The 20,777-nt window shown below is 29.7% G+C and carries 21 protein-coding genes; 10 read left to right on the top strand and 11 right to left on the bottom strand.

The window, feature by feature from the left end; all coding sequences use genetic code 11:
- Position 1 precedes the first annotated feature (1 nt).
- The 5 genes from I0K12_RS08685 to I0K12_RS22225 form a co-directional block, all read right to left on the bottom strand.
- Positions 2–808, bottom strand: coding sequence for an SDR family NAD(P)-dependent oxidoreductase (locus I0K12_RS08685; protein ID WP_196887147.1), 807 nt, complete (start codon positions 806–808; stop codon positions 2–4).
- A complete protein-coding gene (locus I0K12_RS08690) occupies positions 805–2,169 on the bottom strand; it encodes an FAD-binding protein (RefSeq protein WP_196887148.1) in 1,365 nt (454 codons plus the stop codon). The genes I0K12_RS08685 and I0K12_RS08690 overlap by 4 nt, the downstream gene beginning before the upstream one ends.
- Positions 2,162–2,557, bottom strand: a complete 396-nt coding sequence (acpS, locus tag I0K12_RS08695; protein ID WP_196887149.1) for a holo-ACP synthase — start codon at positions 2,555–2,557, stop codon at positions 2,162–2,164. Before acpS ends, I0K12_RS08690 begins: the two co-directional genes overlap by 8 nt.
- A gap of 160 nt (positions 2,558–2,717) precedes the next feature.
- Entirely contained in the window at positions 2,718–3,464 is a 747-nt protein-coding gene (locus I0K12_RS08700; protein ID WP_196887150.1) for a uroporphyrinogen-III synthase, read from the bottom strand.
- A gap of 19 nt (positions 3,465–3,483) precedes the next feature.
- Positions 3,484–4,143, bottom strand: a complete 660-nt coding sequence (locus I0K12_RS22225) for a DUF4271 domain-containing protein (RefSeq protein ID WP_410548825.1) — start codon at positions 4,141–4,143, stop codon at positions 3,484–3,486.
- A gap of 107 nt (positions 4,144–4,250) precedes the next feature.
- Here I0K12_RS22225 and I0K12_RS08710 point away from each other — a divergent pair, with 107 nt between their 5' ends.
- From I0K12_RS08710 to I0K12_RS08740, 7 genes are all read left to right on the top strand, one after another.
- Positions 4,251–4,982: a polyprenol monophosphomannose synthase gene (locus I0K12_RS08710; RefSeq protein ID WP_196887152.1), complete on the top strand. Its 732-nt coding sequence runs from the start codon at positions 4,251–4,253 to the stop codon at positions 4,980–4,982.
- Positions 4,982–6,325: a dihydroorotase gene (locus I0K12_RS08715; protein ID WP_196887153.1), complete on the top strand. Its 1,344-nt coding sequence runs from the start codon at positions 4,982–4,984 to the stop codon at positions 6,323–6,325. The genes I0K12_RS08710 and I0K12_RS08715 overlap by 1 nt, the downstream gene beginning before the upstream one ends.
- The gene (locus tag I0K12_RS08720) at positions 6,325–6,741 is read left to right on the top strand and encodes a DUF4296 domain-containing protein (protein WP_196887154.1); all 417 of its coding nucleotides are present in this window, start codon (positions 6,325–6,327) and stop codon (positions 6,739–6,741) included. The genes I0K12_RS08715 and I0K12_RS08720 overlap by 1 nt, the downstream gene beginning before the upstream one ends.
- Positions 6,742–6,986: 245 nt before the next feature.
- Positions 6,987–7,478 (top strand): hypothetical protein, encoded by a 492-nt coding sequence (locus I0K12_RS08725; RefSeq protein WP_196887156.1) that lies wholly within the window; start codon positions 6,987–6,989, stop codon positions 7,476–7,478.
- A gap of 122 nt (positions 7,479–7,600) precedes the next feature.
- The gene (locus I0K12_RS08730; RefSeq protein WP_196887158.1) at positions 7,601–9,727 is read left to right on the top strand and encodes a Tex family protein; all 2,127 of its coding nucleotides are present in this window, start codon (positions 7,601–7,603) and stop codon (positions 9,725–9,727) included.
- 339 nt (positions 9,728–10,066) lie between these two features.
- Entirely contained in the window at positions 10,067–10,348 is a 282-nt protein-coding gene (locus I0K12_RS08735) for a twin-arginine translocase TatA/TatE family subunit (RefSeq protein WP_196887159.1), read from the top strand.
- Positions 10,348–10,917, top strand: a complete 570-nt coding sequence (locus tag I0K12_RS08740; RefSeq protein WP_196887162.1) for a phosphatase PAP2 family protein — start codon at positions 10,348–10,350, stop codon at positions 10,915–10,917. The genes I0K12_RS08735 and I0K12_RS08740 overlap by 1 nt, the downstream gene beginning before the upstream one ends.
- Positions 10,918–10,928: 11 nt before the next feature.
- On the opposite strand, the gene I0K12_RS08745 is transcribed toward I0K12_RS08740, so the two are convergent.
- The 4 genes from I0K12_RS08745 to I0K12_RS08760 all read right to left on the bottom strand — a co-directional run bounded on the left by I0K12_RS08745 (position 10,929) and on the right by I0K12_RS08760 (position 15,076).
- Entirely contained in the window at positions 10,929–11,570 is a 642-nt protein-coding gene (locus I0K12_RS08745) for an O-methyltransferase (protein WP_196887163.1), read from the bottom strand.
- Positions 11,571–11,854: 284 nt separating this feature from the next.
- A complete protein-coding gene (locus tag I0K12_RS08750; protein ID WP_196887265.1) occupies positions 11,855–12,415 on the bottom strand; it encodes a sigma-70 family RNA polymerase sigma factor in 561 nt (186 codons plus the stop codon).
- Between the two features lie 339 nt (positions 12,416–12,754).
- A complete protein-coding gene (gene feoB, locus I0K12_RS08755; RefSeq protein WP_196887165.1) occupies positions 12,755–14,848 on the bottom strand; it encodes a ferrous iron transport protein B in 2,094 nt (697 codons plus the stop codon).
- Between the two features lie 6 nt (positions 14,849–14,854).
- Positions 14,855–15,076, bottom strand: coding sequence for a ferrous iron transport protein A (locus I0K12_RS08760; protein ID WP_196887167.1), 222 nt, complete (start codon positions 15,074–15,076; stop codon positions 14,855–14,857).
- A gap of 808 nt (positions 15,077–15,884) precedes the next feature.
- Between I0K12_RS08760 and I0K12_RS08765 the strand changes: the two genes are divergently transcribed.
- Both I0K12_RS08765 and I0K12_RS08770 read left to right on the top strand, forming a co-directional pair.
- Positions 15,885–16,844, top strand: coding sequence for a hypothetical protein (locus I0K12_RS08765; protein WP_196887169.1), 960 nt, complete (start codon positions 15,885–15,887; stop codon positions 16,842–16,844).
- A 9-nt stretch (positions 16,845–16,853) separates the two neighbouring features.
- Complete coding sequence (locus I0K12_RS08770) at positions 16,854–17,396, top strand: hypothetical protein (RefSeq protein ID WP_196887170.1); 543 nt, start codon at positions 16,854–16,856, stop codon at positions 17,394–17,396.
- Positions 17,397–17,547: 151 nt separating this feature from the next.
- Here the strand turns inward: I0K12_RS08770 and I0K12_RS08775 are convergent, their stop codons facing one another.
- Both I0K12_RS08775 and I0K12_RS08780 read right to left on the bottom strand, forming a co-directional pair.
- Positions 17,548–17,751, bottom strand: coding sequence for a hypothetical protein (locus I0K12_RS08775; protein WP_196887171.1), 204 nt, complete (start codon positions 17,749–17,751; stop codon positions 17,548–17,550).
- Positions 17,752–17,868: 117 nt separating this feature from the next.
- Positions 17,869–18,543 (bottom strand): SCO family protein, encoded by a 675-nt coding sequence (locus tag I0K12_RS08780; RefSeq protein ID WP_196887172.1) that lies wholly within the window; start codon positions 18,541–18,543, stop codon positions 17,869–17,871.
- Between the two features lie 162 nt (positions 18,544–18,705).
- Here I0K12_RS08780 and I0K12_RS08785 point away from each other — a divergent pair, with 162 nt between their 5' ends.
- Positions 18,706–20,643: a M1 family aminopeptidase gene (locus I0K12_RS08785; RefSeq protein ID WP_196887173.1), complete on the top strand. Its 1,938-nt coding sequence runs from the start codon at positions 18,706–18,708 to the stop codon at positions 20,641–20,643.
- Positions 20,644–20,777 lie beyond the last annotated feature (134 nt).

The following is a 20,777-nucleotide window of genomic DNA, read 5'->3' on the forward strand; positions in this document are numbered from 1 at the left end:
GTTACTTTTTGAAATCATACATTGGTTCGTATAAACCTATCATTTTGAAGAACCAAATAGAGAAATTTGGAACTAATTTGTAGCAAGACAGAAAGAAGTTTAGTTTGGAAGGAAAAATATTTTCTTTTTTATCTTTTTGTAGTGTTTTATAAATTTTTTCTGCTGCTTTTTGTGTCGAAATTTCAGGAAACCATTTAGAAGCTTTTGGATACCAAGTAAAATCTGCATTATTATTTTTTAAATATTCAGAATTTACTTTTCCAAAAACTACAAGATTCACTTTTATATTATCTTTTTTTAATTCATCTCTTAGCGCAAAAGAAGCTGCTTTAATTCCATATCGACTTGCAGTATAACTAATCATATAAGGCAAAGGAAAATAAGAAACTGGACTTGTAATGAATAAAATTCGTCCATTATTCGCTTTTTTCATTTCTTTTACACAATAATAAGAACAAAGAATTGCTGCTTGAAAAGGAACTTTAATTGGCTCTATTATTTGCTCTGGAGACATTTCATCTATTGGTTGAAAAGTTCCTACTCCAGCGTTATTAATAAGAATTGTTGGAGTACCAATTTCTTTAAATATTTGTTTAAAAACTTTTTCAATTTCTGTAGCATTTTTCAAATCGATTGGATAGAAATCACAAAGTTGATTTTTGTCTAAAATTTTATTCTGAATTGCCTTTAACTTTTCTTCGTTTCGAGCAAGTAATATGACATGAGCTCCCTTTTCAGCTAGTAAATATGCTGTTGCCTCTCCAATTCCTGAAGATGCTCCTGTGATGATTACTTTTTCGTTTTTCATAAGTCTGGGCTGAATAATTCTCTGAAATAATTGTTTAAAAATCTTTCTTCTGGATCCATTTCTTTTCGAATTTTCCAGAAGTCTTTTACTTTAAGTCCGAAAGCTTTGTGAACTAAGTCACGATTTAGCCATTTGGATTGGTTGAACATCGGAATACCTTTTCTTTGAATACAGAATTCGTTATAAGCTTGTAGAAACTCATCCCAACCTTTTTCTCCTGTAGCTACTGGATCAGCAGTCATTACATTTCCATTATAAGAATAAGAAAACATCGGATTTTGATCTTTTGCAATTCGATATCCAACATTTAAAACATCGGTTTTATATCCTGTATTTTTGTAGTGTTTTTTACAAAATTCGAAGTAATCTCTAAGAATTTCAGGGAAAACTTTTTCAGGAAAAGCCCAAATACTAAAAGTGTATTTACTTCGATTTTTCTTTTCCGGATAACGTATCATTTGATCTGTAGCAATCGTACAATTTGAAACAATCACATTACATAAAAGAAAGCGTAATAAACTATTAAAACTATTGTATAAAAAGGTTTGTAAACCTGGAAAAGGAATATATTTTGTTACATAATATCCATAGGCTGGAGCGATTTTTTTCCAAAATAAATTTCGCATTTTCCATTTTCTTCTACTGACAGATTTATTAGGTTTTTTGTTGGAATAACTTCTGAATTCAATTGTGATTTTATCTCGAAAAGGAAATAAATAATACATGATAGACTCTTTGGATTGAATCAATTCATGATGAATTTTAGCAAACTCATCTATCGTATAAGTTTTATGAAAAACTCGTAAACATTGAATATCTTTTATCTTAAAAGTCGCTTCATAAACAATTCCAAAAAGACCATAAGAAGAGCGCAAACTTTGCATTTGCGGATGATTTTCATCAAATATTTCTATTTCTCCTTTTGCATTAATGATTTTTGCTTCTACCAAATAGGAACCTAATTGTCCAAATTCTCCTTCAAAAGAAGCATCTTTTGTTCCACAAGTTGCTGCACTTCCAATAGTGATATTTCCAATTTCTACATTTACATGAAACTGTTTCCCTTCTTGTTCTAATATTTTTGCAGCATCGATTAGTAAACAACCAGCTTCTACTGTAATTGTATCATCTGTAATTTCTAAAACCTGATCAAAATTTCGCATATCGACTAAAGTTCCATTATCTGAAACACCACATCTGGTAGTAGAATGTCTAGATCCGGAAGCTCTCACTGGAGAAGGATTTTCTTTGTTTAAAACAATTTCTTTGATTTCATCTAAAGTATGTGGTCTGAAATATTTTCCAACTTCAAGATTGATACTTTCTTCCCAATTTGTGATCTGTGTAATTTCTTTAGACATCGGCTTCCATATTTGGTTTTTGAATAACTACAAAAGCAATTGCAGAGGTTTTTGAATGTGTGATAGAAAGATGAATTGCAGCTGCATTTTTCTTTTCGGCAAGTATTTTTGCTTTTCGATATAATTTTATCAGTGGCTTTCCAAGTGCATCTTGAATTACTTCTACATCTTTAAATTTCATTCCAAAACCAATTCCGGTTCCTAAAGCTTTGAAAAAAGCTTCTTTAGCAGCAAATCTGCCTGCGTAGTGTGTTTCTGGAAATGCCATAGACTCACAATACCGAATTTCGTTATTGGTAAAAATTTCATCAATAAAGACTTTAGATTGTCGTTTATATTCAGCAATTTGTTGGGTGTTTACTAAATCTGTTCCTATTCCTACAAGCATAACCTTTTGTTTTTAAAATAATGATAATTAAGGTTTTACTTAAATTTAATAAAAAAAGAGAGTAATTAAAAGCTAAATTTTTTTAAAAGAATTTTGAAGATAAAAGGCATAAAAAAACCACGGAAAAATCCGTGGTCATTTTATAATATTTAAAAGTAAATTATTTCTTGTTTACTTCTTTGATGTATTTTTCTAAAGCCATTGTCATAGATGGAGTTTCTGGTGTTGGAGCTTTAATGTTTACATTAAGTCCAGCATCTGTAGCGGCTTTTATCGTTGTGTTTCCAAATACTGCGATTCTCGTATTGTTTTGTTTAAAGTCTGGGAAATTCTTAAATAAAGATTGAATTCCTGAAGGACTAAAGAAAACTAACACGTCGTAAAAAACATCTTCTAAGTCTGATAAATCACTAACTACAGTTTTAAATAAAACAGCTTTATCCCATTTTACTTTTAACTCATCTAATAGTTCAGGTACAATTGGTTTTAATTTGTCTGAACTAGGTAATAAGAAACGTTCATTTTTATGTTTCTTAATCACTTTGATTAAGTCTGGGAATGTTCTTTGCCCAACATAAATTTTACGTTTTCTATAAACTACGTATTTCTGTAAATAGTAAGCAATTGCTTCAGATTCACAAAAATATTTCATATCATCAGGTACTTTAAAACGCATTTCTTCTGCGATTCTAAAGTAGTTATCTACAGCATTTCTACTCGTAAAGATTACGGCTGTATAATTACTAAAGTCAATTTTTTGAGCTCTTACCTCTTTTGCCTCTACTCCTTCAACATGGATAAACGAGCGAAAATCTATTTTGACTTTTTGCTTTTCAGATAATTCGTAATATGGGGAATTTTTTGAACTAGGTGCCGGCTGAGAAACCAAAATCGTTTTCACTTTCATAAATCTGATATTTTTTTGCTTAAAATTTTAATTTATAAAAAATTATAAATGGTGCTATTTCCACGGTGCAAAGGTACAAAATAAAATAAAACAAGTAGCTAACTATCAATAATTTATTATTTAGTACCAACATTAAATATCTATATAACAATAGAATAATGAATAAAATTAACGAAATTTTAAATATTTTTTCAGGATAAAATTGTGAATAATTAGAGATAATTAGCAAAGGAAATAATAAAAATGCAATACTTGTTAAATAACTAACTTTTTGAAAAGTCACAGATTCGTAAATAGTGCTTATATCAAAAACAATTTTAAATAATAGTCCAATTAGAAGTTTACCGATAAAGTAAACATTGATAATTCCTGCAAGTATTCCAAATGTTAATAAATTTTCTGAAAATAAATCATTTGGGTTAAATTTGAAGTATGTAAACGCAAATAACGTTAAAAATAAACATTGAAAGAAATAAGAAATCAAAAAATAAGAATTGAAAATTGATTTAGAATCCTTTCCAAAATTCAAAAAATACTTATTAGAAAAGAATACAATATAGTTCTGAAAAAGTCTTTCTTTGTAAATAAGTTTGAAGCCAACAAATAGAAAAAATGAAAAAATGAGCATTAAACTTAACCAATTTGAGGTTGGTAGGGATCTAAGTGTAGTTTCAAACATAATATATTAGAAAATTGAATGTTTATTATTATTCAGAGTATAAACTGTAAAAAATTAAGACAAAATTAGGGAATATTTTTTTTAACTTTGACGCGAAAATAGAATTTATGAACGACACTTTAGTCATTATTCCTACATACAACGAAAAAGAGAATGTTGAAGCAATAATTGAGGCTGTATTTGCTTTGAAGAAAGAATTTGACGTTTTAATTGTTGATGATAACTCTCCTGATGGAACTTCTGAAATTGTAAAAAAATTAATCAAAAAATATCCAAATCGACTTTTTTTAGAAATTAGAAAAGAAAAAGCAGGTTTAGGAACGGCATATATTCATGGATTTAAGTGGGCGATAGAAAAGAAATATGATTATATCATAGAAATGGATGCCGATTTTTCTCACAATCCGAAAGATTTACCAAGACTTTATGAATCTTGTACGAAAGAAGGTGCAGATGTTGCTGTTGGTTCTAGATATATGAATCATGAAATCAACGTGGTAAATTGGGATATGAAGCGAATTTTACTGTCTTATTTAGCTTCGAAATATGTGAGAGTGATTACAGGAATTCCGGTGTATGACACCACAGCAGGTTTTGTATGTTATAAGAGAGAAGTGTTGGAAAAAATTGATTATGATAAAATTCAATTTGTTGGCTATGCTTTTCAAATAGAAATGAAATACAAATCATGGAAACATGGTTTCAAAATAAATGAAGTTTCTATCGTATTTACAGATAGAGTTCGAGGAGCTTCCAAAATGAATGGTTCTATTATCAAAGAAGCCATTTTTGGAGTTTTAAAAATGAGATTAAAAGGTTTGCCCAAAATAGATAAATAATGAGTTCTACATTAATCAAAAATGCTTTCGTAGTTAACGAAAACAAGACAGAAGTAAAAGATGTTTTAATTAAAGATCAAAGAATCGTAAAGATCGAAGAAAACATCGCAGATTTACCTGAAAATTGTACAGTAATCGATGCAACAGGGAAATATTTATTACCAGGAGCTATCGATGATCAAGTGCACTTTAGAGAGCCAGGTTTAACGCACAAAGCGAATATTGAGACGGAGAGTAGAGCGGCAGTTGCAGGAGGAATTACGTCATTTATTGAAATGCCAAATACAAATCCTCAATCTGTAACACAAGAGTTATTAGAGGAAAAATTTGATATCGCTTCCAAAACATCTTATGCGAATTATTCATTTATGTTCGGAGGAACAAATGATAATTTAGAAGAATTATTAAAGACGAATCCTAGAAACGTTGCTGGGATTAAGTTATTCTTAGGTTCTTCTACAGGAAACATGTTAGTTGATAATGAAGAAGTTTTAGAAAAGATTTTTTCAAGTACGGACATGGTAATTTCTGTACATTGTGAAGATGAAGGAACGATTAGAGCTAATTTAGAAAAGTATAAAGCAGAATTTGGAGAGGATATTCCTATCAAATATCACCCGATTATTCGTAGTGAAGAGGCTTGTTACCTTTCTTCTTCAAAAGCAATTGAATTAGCAAAGAAAACTGGAGCAAGACTTCATATTTTCCATTTATCTACAGGGAAAGAAACTTCTTTATTCAGAAATGATATTCCATTAAAAGATAAAAAGATCACAGCAGAAGTTTGTGTACATCACTTAAATTTTGACGATTCTATGTATGATGAAAAAGGAACTTTTATCAAATGGAATCCAGCTGTAAAAACAAAGAAAGATCAGGATATGTTATGGGAAGCATTATTAGATGATAGAATCGATGTAATTGCTACAGATCATGCTCCTCATACTTTAGAAGAAAAACAACAAGTTTACACAAAAGCGCCAAGTGGTGGACCTTTAGTACAACACGCAATGGTAGCAATGTTGGAAGCTGTGAAGAATGGAAAAATTTCTATCGAAAAAATGGTAGAAAAAATGTCTCATAATCCAGCAATTTTATTCCAAGTAGAAGATAGAGGTTATGTTAAAGAAGGATTTTATGCAGATTTAGTTCTTGTAGATATGAATGATCCTTGGACAGTAAACAAAGAAAATCTTCTTTACAAATGTCAATGGTCTCCATTTGAAGGAACAACATTTAATTCGAAAATTACTCATACCTTTGTAAACGGAAATTTAATTTATAACAACGGAGAATTTAATGATGATATTAAAGGAGAACGTTTGTTATTTACTAGAAACTAATGAAGAAATTTATCTACATACTTTTAGCAGTTTTTGTTTTTAGTTCTTGTAAAGAGAGTAATACTATTTTCAAGGAACCAGAGAATTTGATACCAAAAGAGAAATTGATTGATCTGATGGTAGATATGCAAATTGCACAAGGAGCATATTCTGTAAAGAACAAAAATCAACAAAAGAAAATTGACTATATGCCATTTGTATATGAAAAATACAAAATTGATAGTGCGCAGTTTTCAGAGAGTATAAAATATTATATCACTACAGTTGATGAGTATTCTGAGATTATGTATACAGCTCAGAAAAGGCTAGAAGATATGCGAGAAAAAGTAGATAAAGAGAGACTTTTTCAGTTAAAAAGTAAAGAATCTAAAAATTTAATTCAAAAAAAGGATTCTATTTCAGATTCAAAAAAATAAACAGAAACAAAAGCAGCAATAATTTTATTGCTGCTTTTTTCTTTTTACAGAACATTATCACGATTCATTTTGTGTTAATCTTTACAGGTTTTAAATTCCCCTCTTGAGAGGGGCTAGGGGTGTGTTTTTAAAATATTTAAAATTCTATCAAAGGATTTTAAACATGAAAATATTTACTTTTTTAAAATAATTGTATTTGGAAATTCGTTTATTTTTTATGTATTTTCGACTTAAAATATTTATTTATGAGATTATTTAAACTATTTGTATTCTCTTTTTTGATTTCTTTTGTAGGTATTCAATGTAAATCACAAAAAGTGGACAGTACACCAAAATTGACAACAGAAATTCCGTTTAAAATAGATAAAGCGACTATTCAGAAGTGGGTTGGAGGAAGACCAAATGCTGGTGGAACTAACGTGAAATTATATCTTTCAGATGTAAAAGATGTGGAATTTAAGGAAATCTATTTTAGAGGAAAGAAAACAGCTTTAAAAGCTTTTAATAATGATAAAAATAGAAGCGGGACAAATTTAGTTGCTGCTTTTAATAAAGAAAGAAAAAAAGATATTAATTTAAGTGGAAATTCTAAAGAAGAATATGGAAACAAAGCTAAAGAGATGATTCCTTTTGAATTGACTGCAAAGCAAGCAGTAATTAGTTATAAAGAAGATGGAAAATTGAAATACTATAAAATAAATAGTATGAGAGAGCTTGAACCAATTTATTATCCATAGAAATTATTTTATTAAAATATTAGAAAGCGCTTTTGGAATTTAATTCTGAAAGCGTTTTTTCTTGGACAAGATTTGAGGCAAAGATTTAAAAATTATATTTGTAAGGATTAAAAATAAAAGAAATGCTAGTTACACAATATATAACGAAACAGCTTAGTGATATTTCACCGAAAAGTATTGAAAATACGATTGCTTTGCTGAATGACGATTGTACAGTTCCATTTATTGCACGATATAGAAAAGAAGTTACTGGAAACTTAGATGAGGTACAGATTTCATCTATTGTGAAATGGAAAAAGCAATTTGAAGAAATTGAAAAAAGAAAAAAAACGATTCTAAAAGCGATTGAAGAACAAGGAGAGTTGACTGATGAAATCAGAGAAAAGATTGACAGAACCTTTGATTTGACAGCTTTAGAAGATATTTATTTACCATTTAAGAAGAAAAGAAAAACAAAGGCAAGTGCTGCAAAAGAAAAAGGTTTGGAGCCTTTAGCAAAAATTATAGCCTCTCAAAAAGCTACGGATATAGAATCTATTGCTTTAAAATATACCAACAATGAAGTTGCTTCTGTAGAAGAAGCTCTGGAAGGAGCAAGACATATTATTGCAGAATGGATGAGTGAAAATACAGCAGTTCGAAATAATTTAAGACGAGAGTATAAAAAGTCTTCTTTCTTAGAAACAAAAAAAGTAAAGAACATCGAAAATGAAGAGGAAGCTCAGAAATTTAAAGATTATTTTGATTGGTCTGAGCCAATTCAAAAATGTCCTTCACATCGATTGCTAGCAATTCTTCGTGCAGAAAGTAAAGGTTTCATAAAGCTTAAAAATGAAATAGATCGAGAAGAAGGTGTTGATTTGATTTTGGATAAATTTTCTCGTTCAAATCATGTGGATAAGCAAGTTTATTTAGCTGCGGAAGATTCGTATAAACGTCTTTTAGCTCCTTCGATTTCAAATGAAACGGTAACTTCTGCAAAAGAAAAAGCAGACGATACAGCGATTAAAGTTTTTGCGAAAAATTTAAAACAATTATTGCTTGGAGCTCCACTAGGAGAAAAGAATATTCTTGCAATTGATCCTGGATATAGAACAGGTTGTAAAGTAGTTTGTTTGAATAAACAAGGGGATTTGGTACATAATGAAACCATTTTTCCACATGCGCCACAAAAACAAACGACACAAGCGATGAAGAAAATTAATTCTTTGATTAGCGCTTATAAAATTGAAGCAATTGCCATTGGAAACGGAACAGCTTCGAGAGAAACGGAAGCTTTTATCAAGAGAATGCGTTTTCAAAAAGATGTTCAGGTTTTTATCGTAAATGAAGCAGGAGCTTCTATATATTCTGCTTCAAAAATTGCGAGAGAAGAATTTCCAAATTATGATATTACTGTTCGTGGTGCGGTGAGTATTGGAAGAAGATTAGCTGATCCTTTGGCAGAGTTGGTGAAAATTGATGCAAAATCGATTGGAGTTGGACAATACCAACACGATGTAGATCAGTCGAAATTGAAAGAAGAATTAGACGAAACAGTTTTTACTTGTGTAAATAGTGTAGGTGTAAATATCAATACGGCGAGTAAATCTTTATTGAGTTATGTTTCTGGAATTGGAGATAAACTAGCTGAAAACATTGTGGAATATCGTAAGGAAAATGGTGCTTTTTCTTCTAGAAATGAAATTAAAAAAGTAAAAAGATTGGGAGCAAAAGCTTTTGAGCAAAGTGCGGCTTTTCTTCGAATTAAAAATGCTAAAAATCCTCTAGATGATTCAGCAGTACATCCTGAAAGTTATCCTATTGTGGAGAGAATGGCAAAATCTTTAAAAGTTTCTCTGAATGATTTAATTGGAAATAAAGATTTGATTTCTAAAATAAAAGTAAATGATTTTGTTTCGGATAAAGTAGGAATTCCAACTTTGGAAGATATTGTGAAGGAATTGGAAAAACCAGGTTTAGACCCAAGAAAGAAAGCAACTATTTTTGAATTTGATGCTACGATTAAAACAATTGAAGATTTGCGAACAGGACAAATCCTACCTGGAATCATCAATAATATTACAAATTTTGGATGTTTTGTTGATATAGGAATTAAGGAAAGTGGATTGGTACATATTTCTAATTTGAGTAATACTTTCGTAAGTGATATCAATGAAGTAGTAAGCTTACATCAGCAAGTAAAAGTGAAAGTATTAGAAGTAGATTTAACAAGAAAACGAATCCAACTTTCGATGAATTATAAATAATACGTTCATAAAAAAAAACTGTACGCTTATAAAGAATTATCCTTGTTGCAGAAAATACTTTCTATATTCGTTTTGAAAATTTATAGAGGTATAAATATATCACAAGACCCCTTTTTTTATAGCTTACTTAAAATTATCGGAATATATTTCGGTGTTATCAAAAAAGAGCTAGCTTTCATCGCCCCCCGTTGATATTTCTGATATCGATAACGTATGAAGTTAGCTTTTTTTGATTTTAAAAATGAACCTTCTTAAGATTTTAATTAAATTTCTTTAACTCAAATTAATACAGTTTCTCTTATTTTTAACTTATCTTTGCAGATAGAAATACAGACAATCATGCATTTATTTATAAGCGGACCAGAGATTTTTGTAGTACTACTAATTGTAGTGATGCTTTTTGGTGCAGATAAAATTCCTGAAATTGCTAGAGGATTAGGAAAAGGAATTCGCCAAGTGAAAGATGCCACAAATGACATCAAGAAAGAGATCACAGATAGTGCTAATTCTAATGAAGTAACAAAGCAAGGTAGAGATTTATCACAAGATATCACCAAAGAAATTAATAAAGTAAAGGACGATATTGACGATTTAACAGGACCTATAAAACGTAACTTTTAATGTTTGATTCTATACTTCAATTAGATAGAAAAATTTTAATCTTTTTAAATAATTTAGGAAATGAAAATTGGGATGCTTTTTGGCTTTTCATTACAAACCAAAAACATTGGATTCCTTTCATTTTACTTCTTTTAGTTCTAATTTGGGTAAAAACAAATTGGAAATATGCACTTGTAGTTTTATTAGTTGGAGGGGCTTTAGGAGGAGTTTCTAATGAGATTGTAGATCTTTTTAAAGAAACTATTCAGCGTTTAAGACCAAATAACGATGAAAGTATCAAGCATTTAATTCGTGTACTTAAAAATCCACGAAGCTTTAGTTTCCTTTCAGGTCATGCAACAACTTCTACAGCTTTGTCGATGTATTTATTCTTACATTTAAGAAAATACTACAAATTCGCAATTTTAGCCTTTATATGGCCTTTATTATTCGCTTACAGTAGAATTTACCTTGGAGTTCATTATCCAACGGATATCACTGTAGGAATGCTATTCGGAATCGTTTTCGGAATAAGCTTTTACAAACTTTCGAAATATATCATTGAGAAGAAAATAAAAAAAGTAAAGTAGTTATCAAATAACTACTTTACTCTACTTATCGTTAAACCATCTCTTATTGGTAAAAGAACGGTTTCTATTCTTGGATCTTCTTTTAGTAGCTTATTATACTCTAAAAGCGCTGGAGTATCCTTATCTTTTTTATCTAAAGGTTCTACAACCTTTCCACTCCATAAAACATTGTCAGATAATATAATTCCTCCTTTATTCATTTTATCAATGATTAAATTAAAATAATTCGGATAATTCTTCTTATCTGCATCGATAAATACCAAATCAAATTTTTCATCAATAGTAGGAATGATTTCTATTGCATTTCCTATCAATTGTTTTATCTGGTTTGAATAATCAGACTTATCAAAATACTTTTTCTGAAAAGATTCTAATTCTTCATTTTTATCAATCGTGTATAAAACACCATTTTCTTGTAATCCTTCTGCTATACACAGTGTAGAATACCCTGTATATGTTCCTATTTCTAGTACGTTCTTAGGAGAAACTAATTTCGAAATTATCGATAATAATCTCCCTTGAAAATGTCCACTTAGCATTCTTGGATTTAAGACTTTTTGCCAAGTTTCTCTTGTAAGCTCTTTTAATAATGCTGGCTCATCTTCAGAATGTCTTACAACATACTGATCTAACTCTTCAGATATAAAATTCATTTTGTTTATTCTTAAGAATTATTCTTTAACATTTCTTGAAATTGTTTTGAAAGCTCGCTCTTGTCATTTTCAGACATTTTTTGCTTGTTTTCATTCAGGCTACATTTTGACTTAAATATATCCGTCAACTTTGAATTTTGTTGCGAATACATTTTGCAAATTTTACAAAACATAACATGGAAATTCAATTTCAATTTCTCACTAAATGAGGCTTCACCATACTGACTTTTATCGCAAATCATAGTAGCCTCATCGCACGATAGTTTAAATTTTCCCATTTTAAATTAATTTTTAAACCAATTTTTCTCCATACATCTTCTCAGTTGTGTTCTGGCTCTATGTATCATTACCCATAAATTGGACGAAGTGATATCTAGTTCCTTACAGATTTCTTCGGTCTCAAATTGTTGAATAGTTTTCATTCTAAAAACCATTGCATATTTCTCTGGTAAATTATCAATACATTTTTCTAAAGTATCTTTCAACTCATCATTTTCGATACTTTTCTCCGCCTCATTATCCCAAGATTGAGGTACTCTTTCTTCGATCCAATTTCCTTCATTTTCACCATCTGTATAGAAAGATAGCTTTACTTCAGCTTGACCTTTTGCAGAATTAATCTTTCTGTAATGATCAATGATTTTTCTTTTTAAGATCGATACAAGCCATGTTCTCTCACTTGCCTTTCCTTGGAAATTATCCTTTGCTCTTAACCCTGCAAAAAACGTTTCTTGAACTAAATCCTTTGCAGTGTCATGATTATTTACTCTTGTTATTGTATAATTGAATAAATAATCAGCATATTCATCAATCCACTTGTTTGGATTTAAAATATGTTGTTTCATTTTATCCATGTACCTGTTATTTTCAAATTGTTCTATTTCAATATATTCTAAAACAAATAAAAGATTTTACTTTATAAATTATAGCCTAAACTGATAGAAATAATTTATAGCAATAAATATATTTTATTTGCCTGTGACAGGACTTTTTCTTGTTCATTCCATAATTTTAAGGAAAAATTTTATCTAATAATAGTTTAGACTACAATTAATCCTTAAAATAGTTTCATTCTAAATTTGTTATAGATACAATTATGTACAACAACCTTATGTGAAAGGTTCAAAAGTAACTAATTTGATTTATTTACAATAAAATTGCTACTAATTTGGACTGAATTCATTTTAACTCAAAAAAGTATAAACTAACAAAGACGAAACATATGCTACAATTCCCATTCCGAAAAGTTGTAACATTGGCCATTTCCACGAATTTGTTTCTTTTTTTACAATCGCTAAAGTTCCCATACATTGCATTGCAAAAGCATAAAAAACTAAAAGCGACATTCCTGTAGGGAAATCAAATCGTTTTTTTCCTGTCTCCGGATTGATCTCCGCAGCCATTCTTTGTTTTATGGTCGTTTCATCATCTGTATCATTTCCGATGCTATAAATCGTTGCTAGCGTTCCTACAAATACTTCTCTCGCAGCAAAAGAACTAATTAAAGCAATTCCAATTTTCCAATCATAACCAAGAGGTTTAATAGCTGGTTCAATTGCTTTCCCCATTTGCCCGATATATGAATTTTCTAACTGAAAAGAAGAAATATCGTTTTGTAATTGTTCTTCTGAAACTTGTGTATTTGCGTATTTATCTTTTATAATCTGCTCTGCATTCTGAAATTTCTCTCCTCCATTAGAAGCTAAAAACCAAAGAATAATCGAAATTGCTAAAATAATTTTTCCTGCTCCCCAAACGAATGCTTTTGTTTTTTCTACTACCGTAATTCCAATATTTTTCAACAAAGGAAGTTTGTAAGTTGGCATCTCGATAATGAAGAAATTCTTCGCTTTTACTTTCATGATTTTGTGTAAAACATAAGCAGAAAGTATCGCCATTCCAAAACCTAAAAGATACATTCCTAGTAACACAAATCCTTGTAAATTGAAAATTCCAAGTATTTTTTGTTCTGGAATCACAAGCGCAATAATAATCGCATATACAGGAAGTCTAGCAGAACAAGTAGTAAATGGCGTTACTAAAATTGTAATCAATCTTTCTTTCCAACCATTGATGTTTCTAGCTGCCATAATCGCTGGAATCGCACAAGCAGTTCCTGAAATTAACGGAACCACACTTTTTCCACTCATTCCAAATTTTCGCATGATTTTATCCATCAAGAAAACTACACGACTCATATATCCTGTTTCTTCCAAAAGGGAAACAAAAAGGAAAAGAATTACAATTTGCGGAATGAAAATGATAATTCCTCCAATTCCTGGAATGATTCCTTGCGTGATTAAATCTGTAAACGCTCCTGCTGGAAGATTATTGGTAGCAAAATCAGCTAAATTAGTCGTTTGTTCATCAATGAAATCCATTGGAACACTTGACCAACTAAAAATCGATTGGAAAATCAGTGCTAAAATCATAAAGAAAATCACATAACCAAAAACTTTATGTGTCAATATTCTATCCAATTTCGCTTGAATTCCTGATGCTTTTGATTTATCTACAACATAAGTTTTCTTCAAAACATCATTAATAAACTGATATCTGAAAATCGTTTCTTTTTGTTGTAGTTTTTTGATTTTTGCTCTTTCTCCCTCATAAGTAGAAATCAATTTCTCATGTTCATTCCTTGTTTTTTCTGGTAAAAACTCTTGAGAAATCAACAACCAAAGCGTATAAAGAGCTATTTGTGGATTGTCATTTTTAAGTTTAGTAAAGAAATCAGTGTCCATTCTCTTCGAGATTTCTTCCAAAGGTTGTGTCGAAATATTTTTATAATCCAACATTGCCTTTTTCAAATCATCAATTCCTTCGTTTTTCTTCGCACTGATTAAAACAATTTTCGTGTGTAGTTCTTTTTCCAACTGCGCAATATCGATAGAAATTCCTTTCTTTTCCATCTGATCCGCCATGTTGATTACCAAAATAGTCGGAAGCTCCAAATCTTTAATCTGAGAAAACAAATACAAGTTTCGCTTCAAATTCTCAACTTCTGCAACTACAACAACTAAATCTGGATATGCTTTATTTTCTTGGTCAATCAAAGTATCCAACACAATCGCTTCATCCAAAGAAGAAGGCGTGATACTATACGTTCCTGGCAAATCGATAATCGTAGCCGATTCTGTAGCCGAAAGTTTACAACTTCCTGTTTTTTTAGAAACTGTAATTCCCGGATAATTCCCGACTTTCTGATTTAAACCTGTTAATTGATTGAATAAAGATGTTTTTCCCGTATTAGGATTTCCAATTAATGCAACTTTCATAAAATTCTAAAGCTTCGTAATTTCTATTTGTCTCGCAGTCTCTTTTCTGATAGCAATATCGCTACCATTTACACGAATGTAAATCGGATCTTTCAGTGGTGCAATCTGAATCAGTTCTACCACTTTTCCTGGTAAACATCCCATTTCCAAAAGCGGCAATGGCACATCCGAAAACAAAAAATCTTTAATTATTCCTTTTTCTCCTATATGAAGTTGTTCAATCGTCATGATATCTTATTGTGTGAAATTTCTATAAGAATATAATTTTCTATTAAAAAGTATCAAGTTCCCCTCTTGAGAGGGATTAGGGGTGTGTAACTGTTTTAATTAATTTTTTCCTTTACAAACCAAACGAGATTCTATTTATTATTTGGGCATTCCCCTTTTTGTCTTCGACTACGCTCAGACAACAGGGTCGGGCTTTCCGTTACAAGTTTTGCTATTTCTGAAAAAGAATTTCTAGGTCATCCGTGGGCTTCCGTTGGTCGCCTCCGTTTCCCAAGAATTCTAATTTTCAGAAAAATCAAAAGCTTTCCACTACAATCCCTAATGCAATGAAAAATAGTATCTAAACATTTTTCAGAAAATCATATTCAGCCACAAAGATACTAAATTAGAATCGTTCTAAAGTGAGCTTTGTTAGAGAATTGAAAGTTTAATTATTATCAAAACTCATCTTGCATAAAAATTCAGAGATTCTCAAATTCCCCTCTTGAGAGGGGTTAGGGGTGTGTAACTGTTTAAATTAATTTTTCCTTTATAAATCAAACATAATGATGACTGTTAATTTAAATATTCTTCTATATTTGTGTATTTGTTGATATTAAGTAAATTTTTTAACTGAATATTTTAATATTATATATAATGGAAATTCTTGTAATAGTTTTTGTTTAACATAACAATTATTCTTGAATTTAGTTTATTGTTAGTTAACATAATAAATGAATTTTCAATCAATCAGCTTTCCATAATCATATTTTAAAAATTGAATTGTTGTATAGAATGCTAATAAAAGAATAAAGAAAATATAATAAGAATGAATGAAAATAATAATATAATAAATAATTATATAAATAAATTTTTTAATTCTCCAATTGAAAGAACTGGAAATTATTGGTTTGTAAGAACTGATAAGGGGGTGAATTTTGATATTTTTACAACAAATGGTTTTGTTGGTATAGGTTGGAATGATATTGAATTAAGCGATTTAATTCCTGTTAATGAGCATGCCACAAAACGAAAAATAGCTTTAGTTGAAAATCTTGATATTGATGAATCAAGTGATAAAAGTAAAATAACTTCTATATATAATAAATTAATACGTTTCAATTCTCTTTCAAAAGGAGATGTTATAGTTAGTCCAAGTAGAAAATCTAAGAGAATTGCTTTTGGTGTAGTAGAAAGTGAAAACTGTTATTGGGAAGAGAATCCAAATGATTTTTGTGAACATAAAAAAAGAGTAAAAGTAAATTGGGTTTTAACAAAGAATTTTAATACTCTTGACTCGATGTTTTATAAAATAAAAGGATCAAGGCATTCTATTTCAGATATAAAAGGTTATGCACCTTTCATTGATAAAGAGATGAATACTTTTTATTTTAAAGACAATTCAGGACATTATGTTGTAGATGTTAGATCATCAAATGATATTAATACTTTTGCTTTAGTAGAATTCATATATCAAACTAACAACTTTCTTTCAATAATAAATGAAGAATTTGATTTTCAAGAATCAATAGATGATAGTTCTATAAAATTAAATGTTCAATCCCCTGGGAAAATAGAGTTCAAAATGCCTGGAGGTAAAACTATGTTGCTTTTAACAATTTTAATTCCTATTCTTGGTGGATGTGAAGATGCAGTTAGCGAAACTCCAGATGAATTGAAATCAAAATTAAAAAATATAGTAGAAAAACATCCTGATAAATCAAATGAATTGAAAAAAGCAATGGATGAACTTGAAGTAAAATATGATAGTATAAACTCTTATCATTAAATTGAAATCATGTTAGATTTAAGTAATGTATTCTCTGGAATTGATAACATTTATAAGTTTTTAACTATAAGTGGCTTAATTATGTTTTGTACTGCAATGATTTATCCATTACAAAAAGAACAAATTCTAAAACTTGAAAAAAATAAATGTGAGGAGCAAGATAAATTACTTTTAAAGGAACAAGAAAATTTAACAGAGAAAGTATTAAAGCTTATTGAAGAAGGGACTTTTATTGAAAACTCTTTGAAAGAACTATCAAATAATGATTCAATTAGAAATAAAAGTATTAAAATAGATTCATTACAAGATATTTTCAATAAAAAGTATTTAAAAATGATAGATAAAGAATTAATTCTTAGTAAGAAAGAAATAAATATTGAATACAATAAAAAGAAGATAACTATATTAGAAAATGATATTTCTTCGTATCAAATTTATGTGAATTTACTCAAATTCCCCGGAATAATTTCATTTATACTAGGTTTAATTTTTTGGATTAGATCTACAAGGATATCAGAAAAATTAAAAAAGAAAGAATTAGATAATTATTAAATATTTTTCATAAATAACACTCCAACTCAAAACCACCTATTCGTTGCAGAATTATTATAAAAATAAAGAGCATCTTCTTTATTGATGTAATTATTTTCAAGCAAAAAATCTATAATTTCATCTGCAATCATCAAATCTTCAGCACATCCAGTTAATTTAGCAAAGACAATAGAACTTTTCTGATAAAAACAGAATCTCTATTCTCTGTTTGAATAAACAATTCTTTGTACTTATTCTTTACTGATTTATTGTGTTCAAATTCGTCCTCTTCATTTGCAAAAGATAACTTAAAGTAATCATAAATCTCTTTTTCTATTTCTTTTATTTTTTTTAGATAAACTGTATTAGATTTCATTTTTTAAGGATAAATCAATTATAATATTTACACACCCCTAACCCCTCTCAAGAGGGGAACTTATTGATTTGTAATTAAAAAGCCAGTATTTTATCAATTTAAATACTGGCTTTTTTTTTACTCATATTCTTTTTTCAAGATTTTAATATCTTCTATTAAACGCTGAATATCTTCAGGATTGGTTCCGTCGTAATAATTACGGATTTGCTTTCTTTTGTCTATCAAAACAAAATTTTCTGTATGGATAAAATCTTGTTCTCCACCATCTCCTTCTTCCAATACAGCGAAATAACTTTTACGAGCCAATTCGTAAATATGTTTTTTATCTCCAGTAGTCACATGCCATTTTCCGTCAATCACACCTTTTTTCTTCGCATATTCTTTTAAAACAGGAACACTATCCATCACAGGAGTAACAGAGTGCGAAAGAAACATAATATCATCATCATTCTTAAAAGCTTCTTGTATTTTTGCCATATTCGTTGTCATGATCGGACAAATCGTTTGACATCTTGTAAAAAAGAAATCTGCAACATAGATTTTTCCGTTATAATCTTCTTGCGTAATTGTTTCTCCATTTTGGTTAATTAACTCAAAATCTGAAATTTTATGATTTCTTCGTACGTGACGCATACTTTCATCGACTAAAGTAGGGTTCACGTCTACAGGATTATAAACTGGAAGTTTTTTCTCAGGAATCATCATGTAAAAGATTAATGAAATTGCGATTACAGAGAAAATTCCCATTACGATAAGAGTTGGGATTGATTTTTTAAAAAATTTTAAATCCATTATTTACATATATTTGGGATAAGTATTGATGAATTTCATGTATTTTAATCAAAACTTTTTCAATTATTAATTTTATCCTTACTGAGGTCAGAAATAGCCTTAAATGTGAAAAAGATTTTTAATAAAAATTCAAAAAATAAATATTTTGCAAAATTACCATAAATGAAACAATTTTACACGCTTATTCTACTATTATTCATCGGAATAACTGGTAGAGCCCAAGAAGAGCCTTACTACAAAGATGCTTATTTAGAAGACTTAATCAAAAATGAAGGTAGAAAATATGCTTTCCGAAATACGAACAGTGAAACGAATCACACTTCAAACTATGATTTGACATATCATAAATTGGAATGGAATGTAGATCCGGATATTACACAAGCTTATATTTCCGGAACAGTAACTTCCAATTTTACAGCTTTGGAAGACATGACAACTATTGCCTTCGATTTAGCTGATAATATGGCTGTTTCGGAAGTGAAACAAGGAGAGAATTCTCTTACATTTACACATGAAGATGATATTCTAACAATTACTTTAAGCGAAACTGTAGCAGAAGGAGATGCTTCAGCAGTAGAAGTAACTTATAGTGGAAATCCAGAATCAAACACAGGGTTTGGTGCTTTTACAAGAGCTACGCATCAAGGAACTCCAATTGTTTGGACACTTTCAGAGCCTTATGGAGCAAAACAATGGTGGCCTTGTAAGCAAGACTTAATTGATAAAGTAGAAGAAATAGATATTTATGTAACAACTCCTTCAGATTATACAGTTGCTTCTAACGGATTAAAACTTTCAGAAGATATAAATGGAGATTCTAAAATCACACATTGGAAGCATGAATATCCAATTCCAGCTTATTTAATAGCAATTGCGATAACAAACTATTCTATTTATACAGAAACTGTTTATGAAGGAACAGAAAATGAATTTCCAATAGAAAACTACGTATACCCAGAAAACTTAACTTTAGCACAATCAAAAACTCCTGTGACGGTAGAAATCATGGAGCTTTTTGGTGATTTATTTGAAATTTATCCTTTTAAAGAAGAAAAATACGGACATGCCCAATTTGGTTGGGGAGGAGGAATGGAACATACAACGATGAGTTTTATGGGGAATTTCAACAGAGGATTAATTGCACACGAATTAGCACACCAATGGTTTGGAGATAAAGTTACTTGTGGTTCTTGGTCAGATTTGTGGGTAAATGAAGGATATGCAACTTATTTGAGTGGAATTGTAATAGAACATTTAGATGGAGAAGAAGATTTCAAGAATTGGAGAATTAATAAGATTTTAAGTATCACTTCTCAGCCTACAGGATCTGTTTATATTCAACCAAATGATACTTTAAGCGAAAGTAGATTATTTAGCTCTAGATTGACATACAACAAAGGTTCGATGCTATTACATATGTTACGTAAACACATAGGAGATGAAGATTTCTTCCAAGCTTCAAAAAATATTTTATCAGATGAAGAATTAGCTTACGGATATGCAAAATCAGATCAAGTAATTGCACATTATGAAGCAGCGAGTGGAGAGGATTTAACCGAGTTTTTCGCAGATTGGTTATATGGAGAAGGATATCCAACTTATGGATATAATTGGTCACAAGATGGAGATAATTTAAGTATTACTTTAAACCAAGCACAATCGGATTCGTCTGTAGACTTCTTTGAGATACGATTACCTGTCGAATTAAAAGGAAGTGGAGGAGAATCTGAGTTTATTATTTTAGATCATGCACAAAATTTCCAAACTTTTACAGTTCCTGTTTCTTTTCAGGTAACAGAAGTTGTTTTAGATCCAGCAGCAGATTATATCATGATCGAAAATCCAGATTTAAACACAGATGATTTTATTAAAAGTAGGGTAGAAGTATACCCAAATCCGACAACAGGAAAAGTATTTATAAACCAAAACAACCAAGAAGTCATCTCTGTGGAAGTTTATGATTATTTATCTAAAAGATTAAAAGTTTTAAACCAAAATAATAAAGAAATAGATTTAAGCTCATTTGAAAAAGGAGTTTATTTTATTAAAATAGCAACGGAACAAGGAACACAAATCGAGAAGATTGTTTTAGAAAAATAAATATTATCACAATTCATTTTATATTAAGATTTATAGATTATCAAATTCCACTCTTGAGAGGGGCTAGGGGTGTGTTTTAAAATAATTAAAATTCTCTCTGATGATTTCAAATATGATAATGTTAAATAACAATC

Source organism: Aureivirga sp. CE67 (assembly GCF_015767245.1).
GTDB lineage: Bacteria > Bacteroidota > Bacteroidia > Flavobacteriales > Flavobacteriaceae > Aureivirga.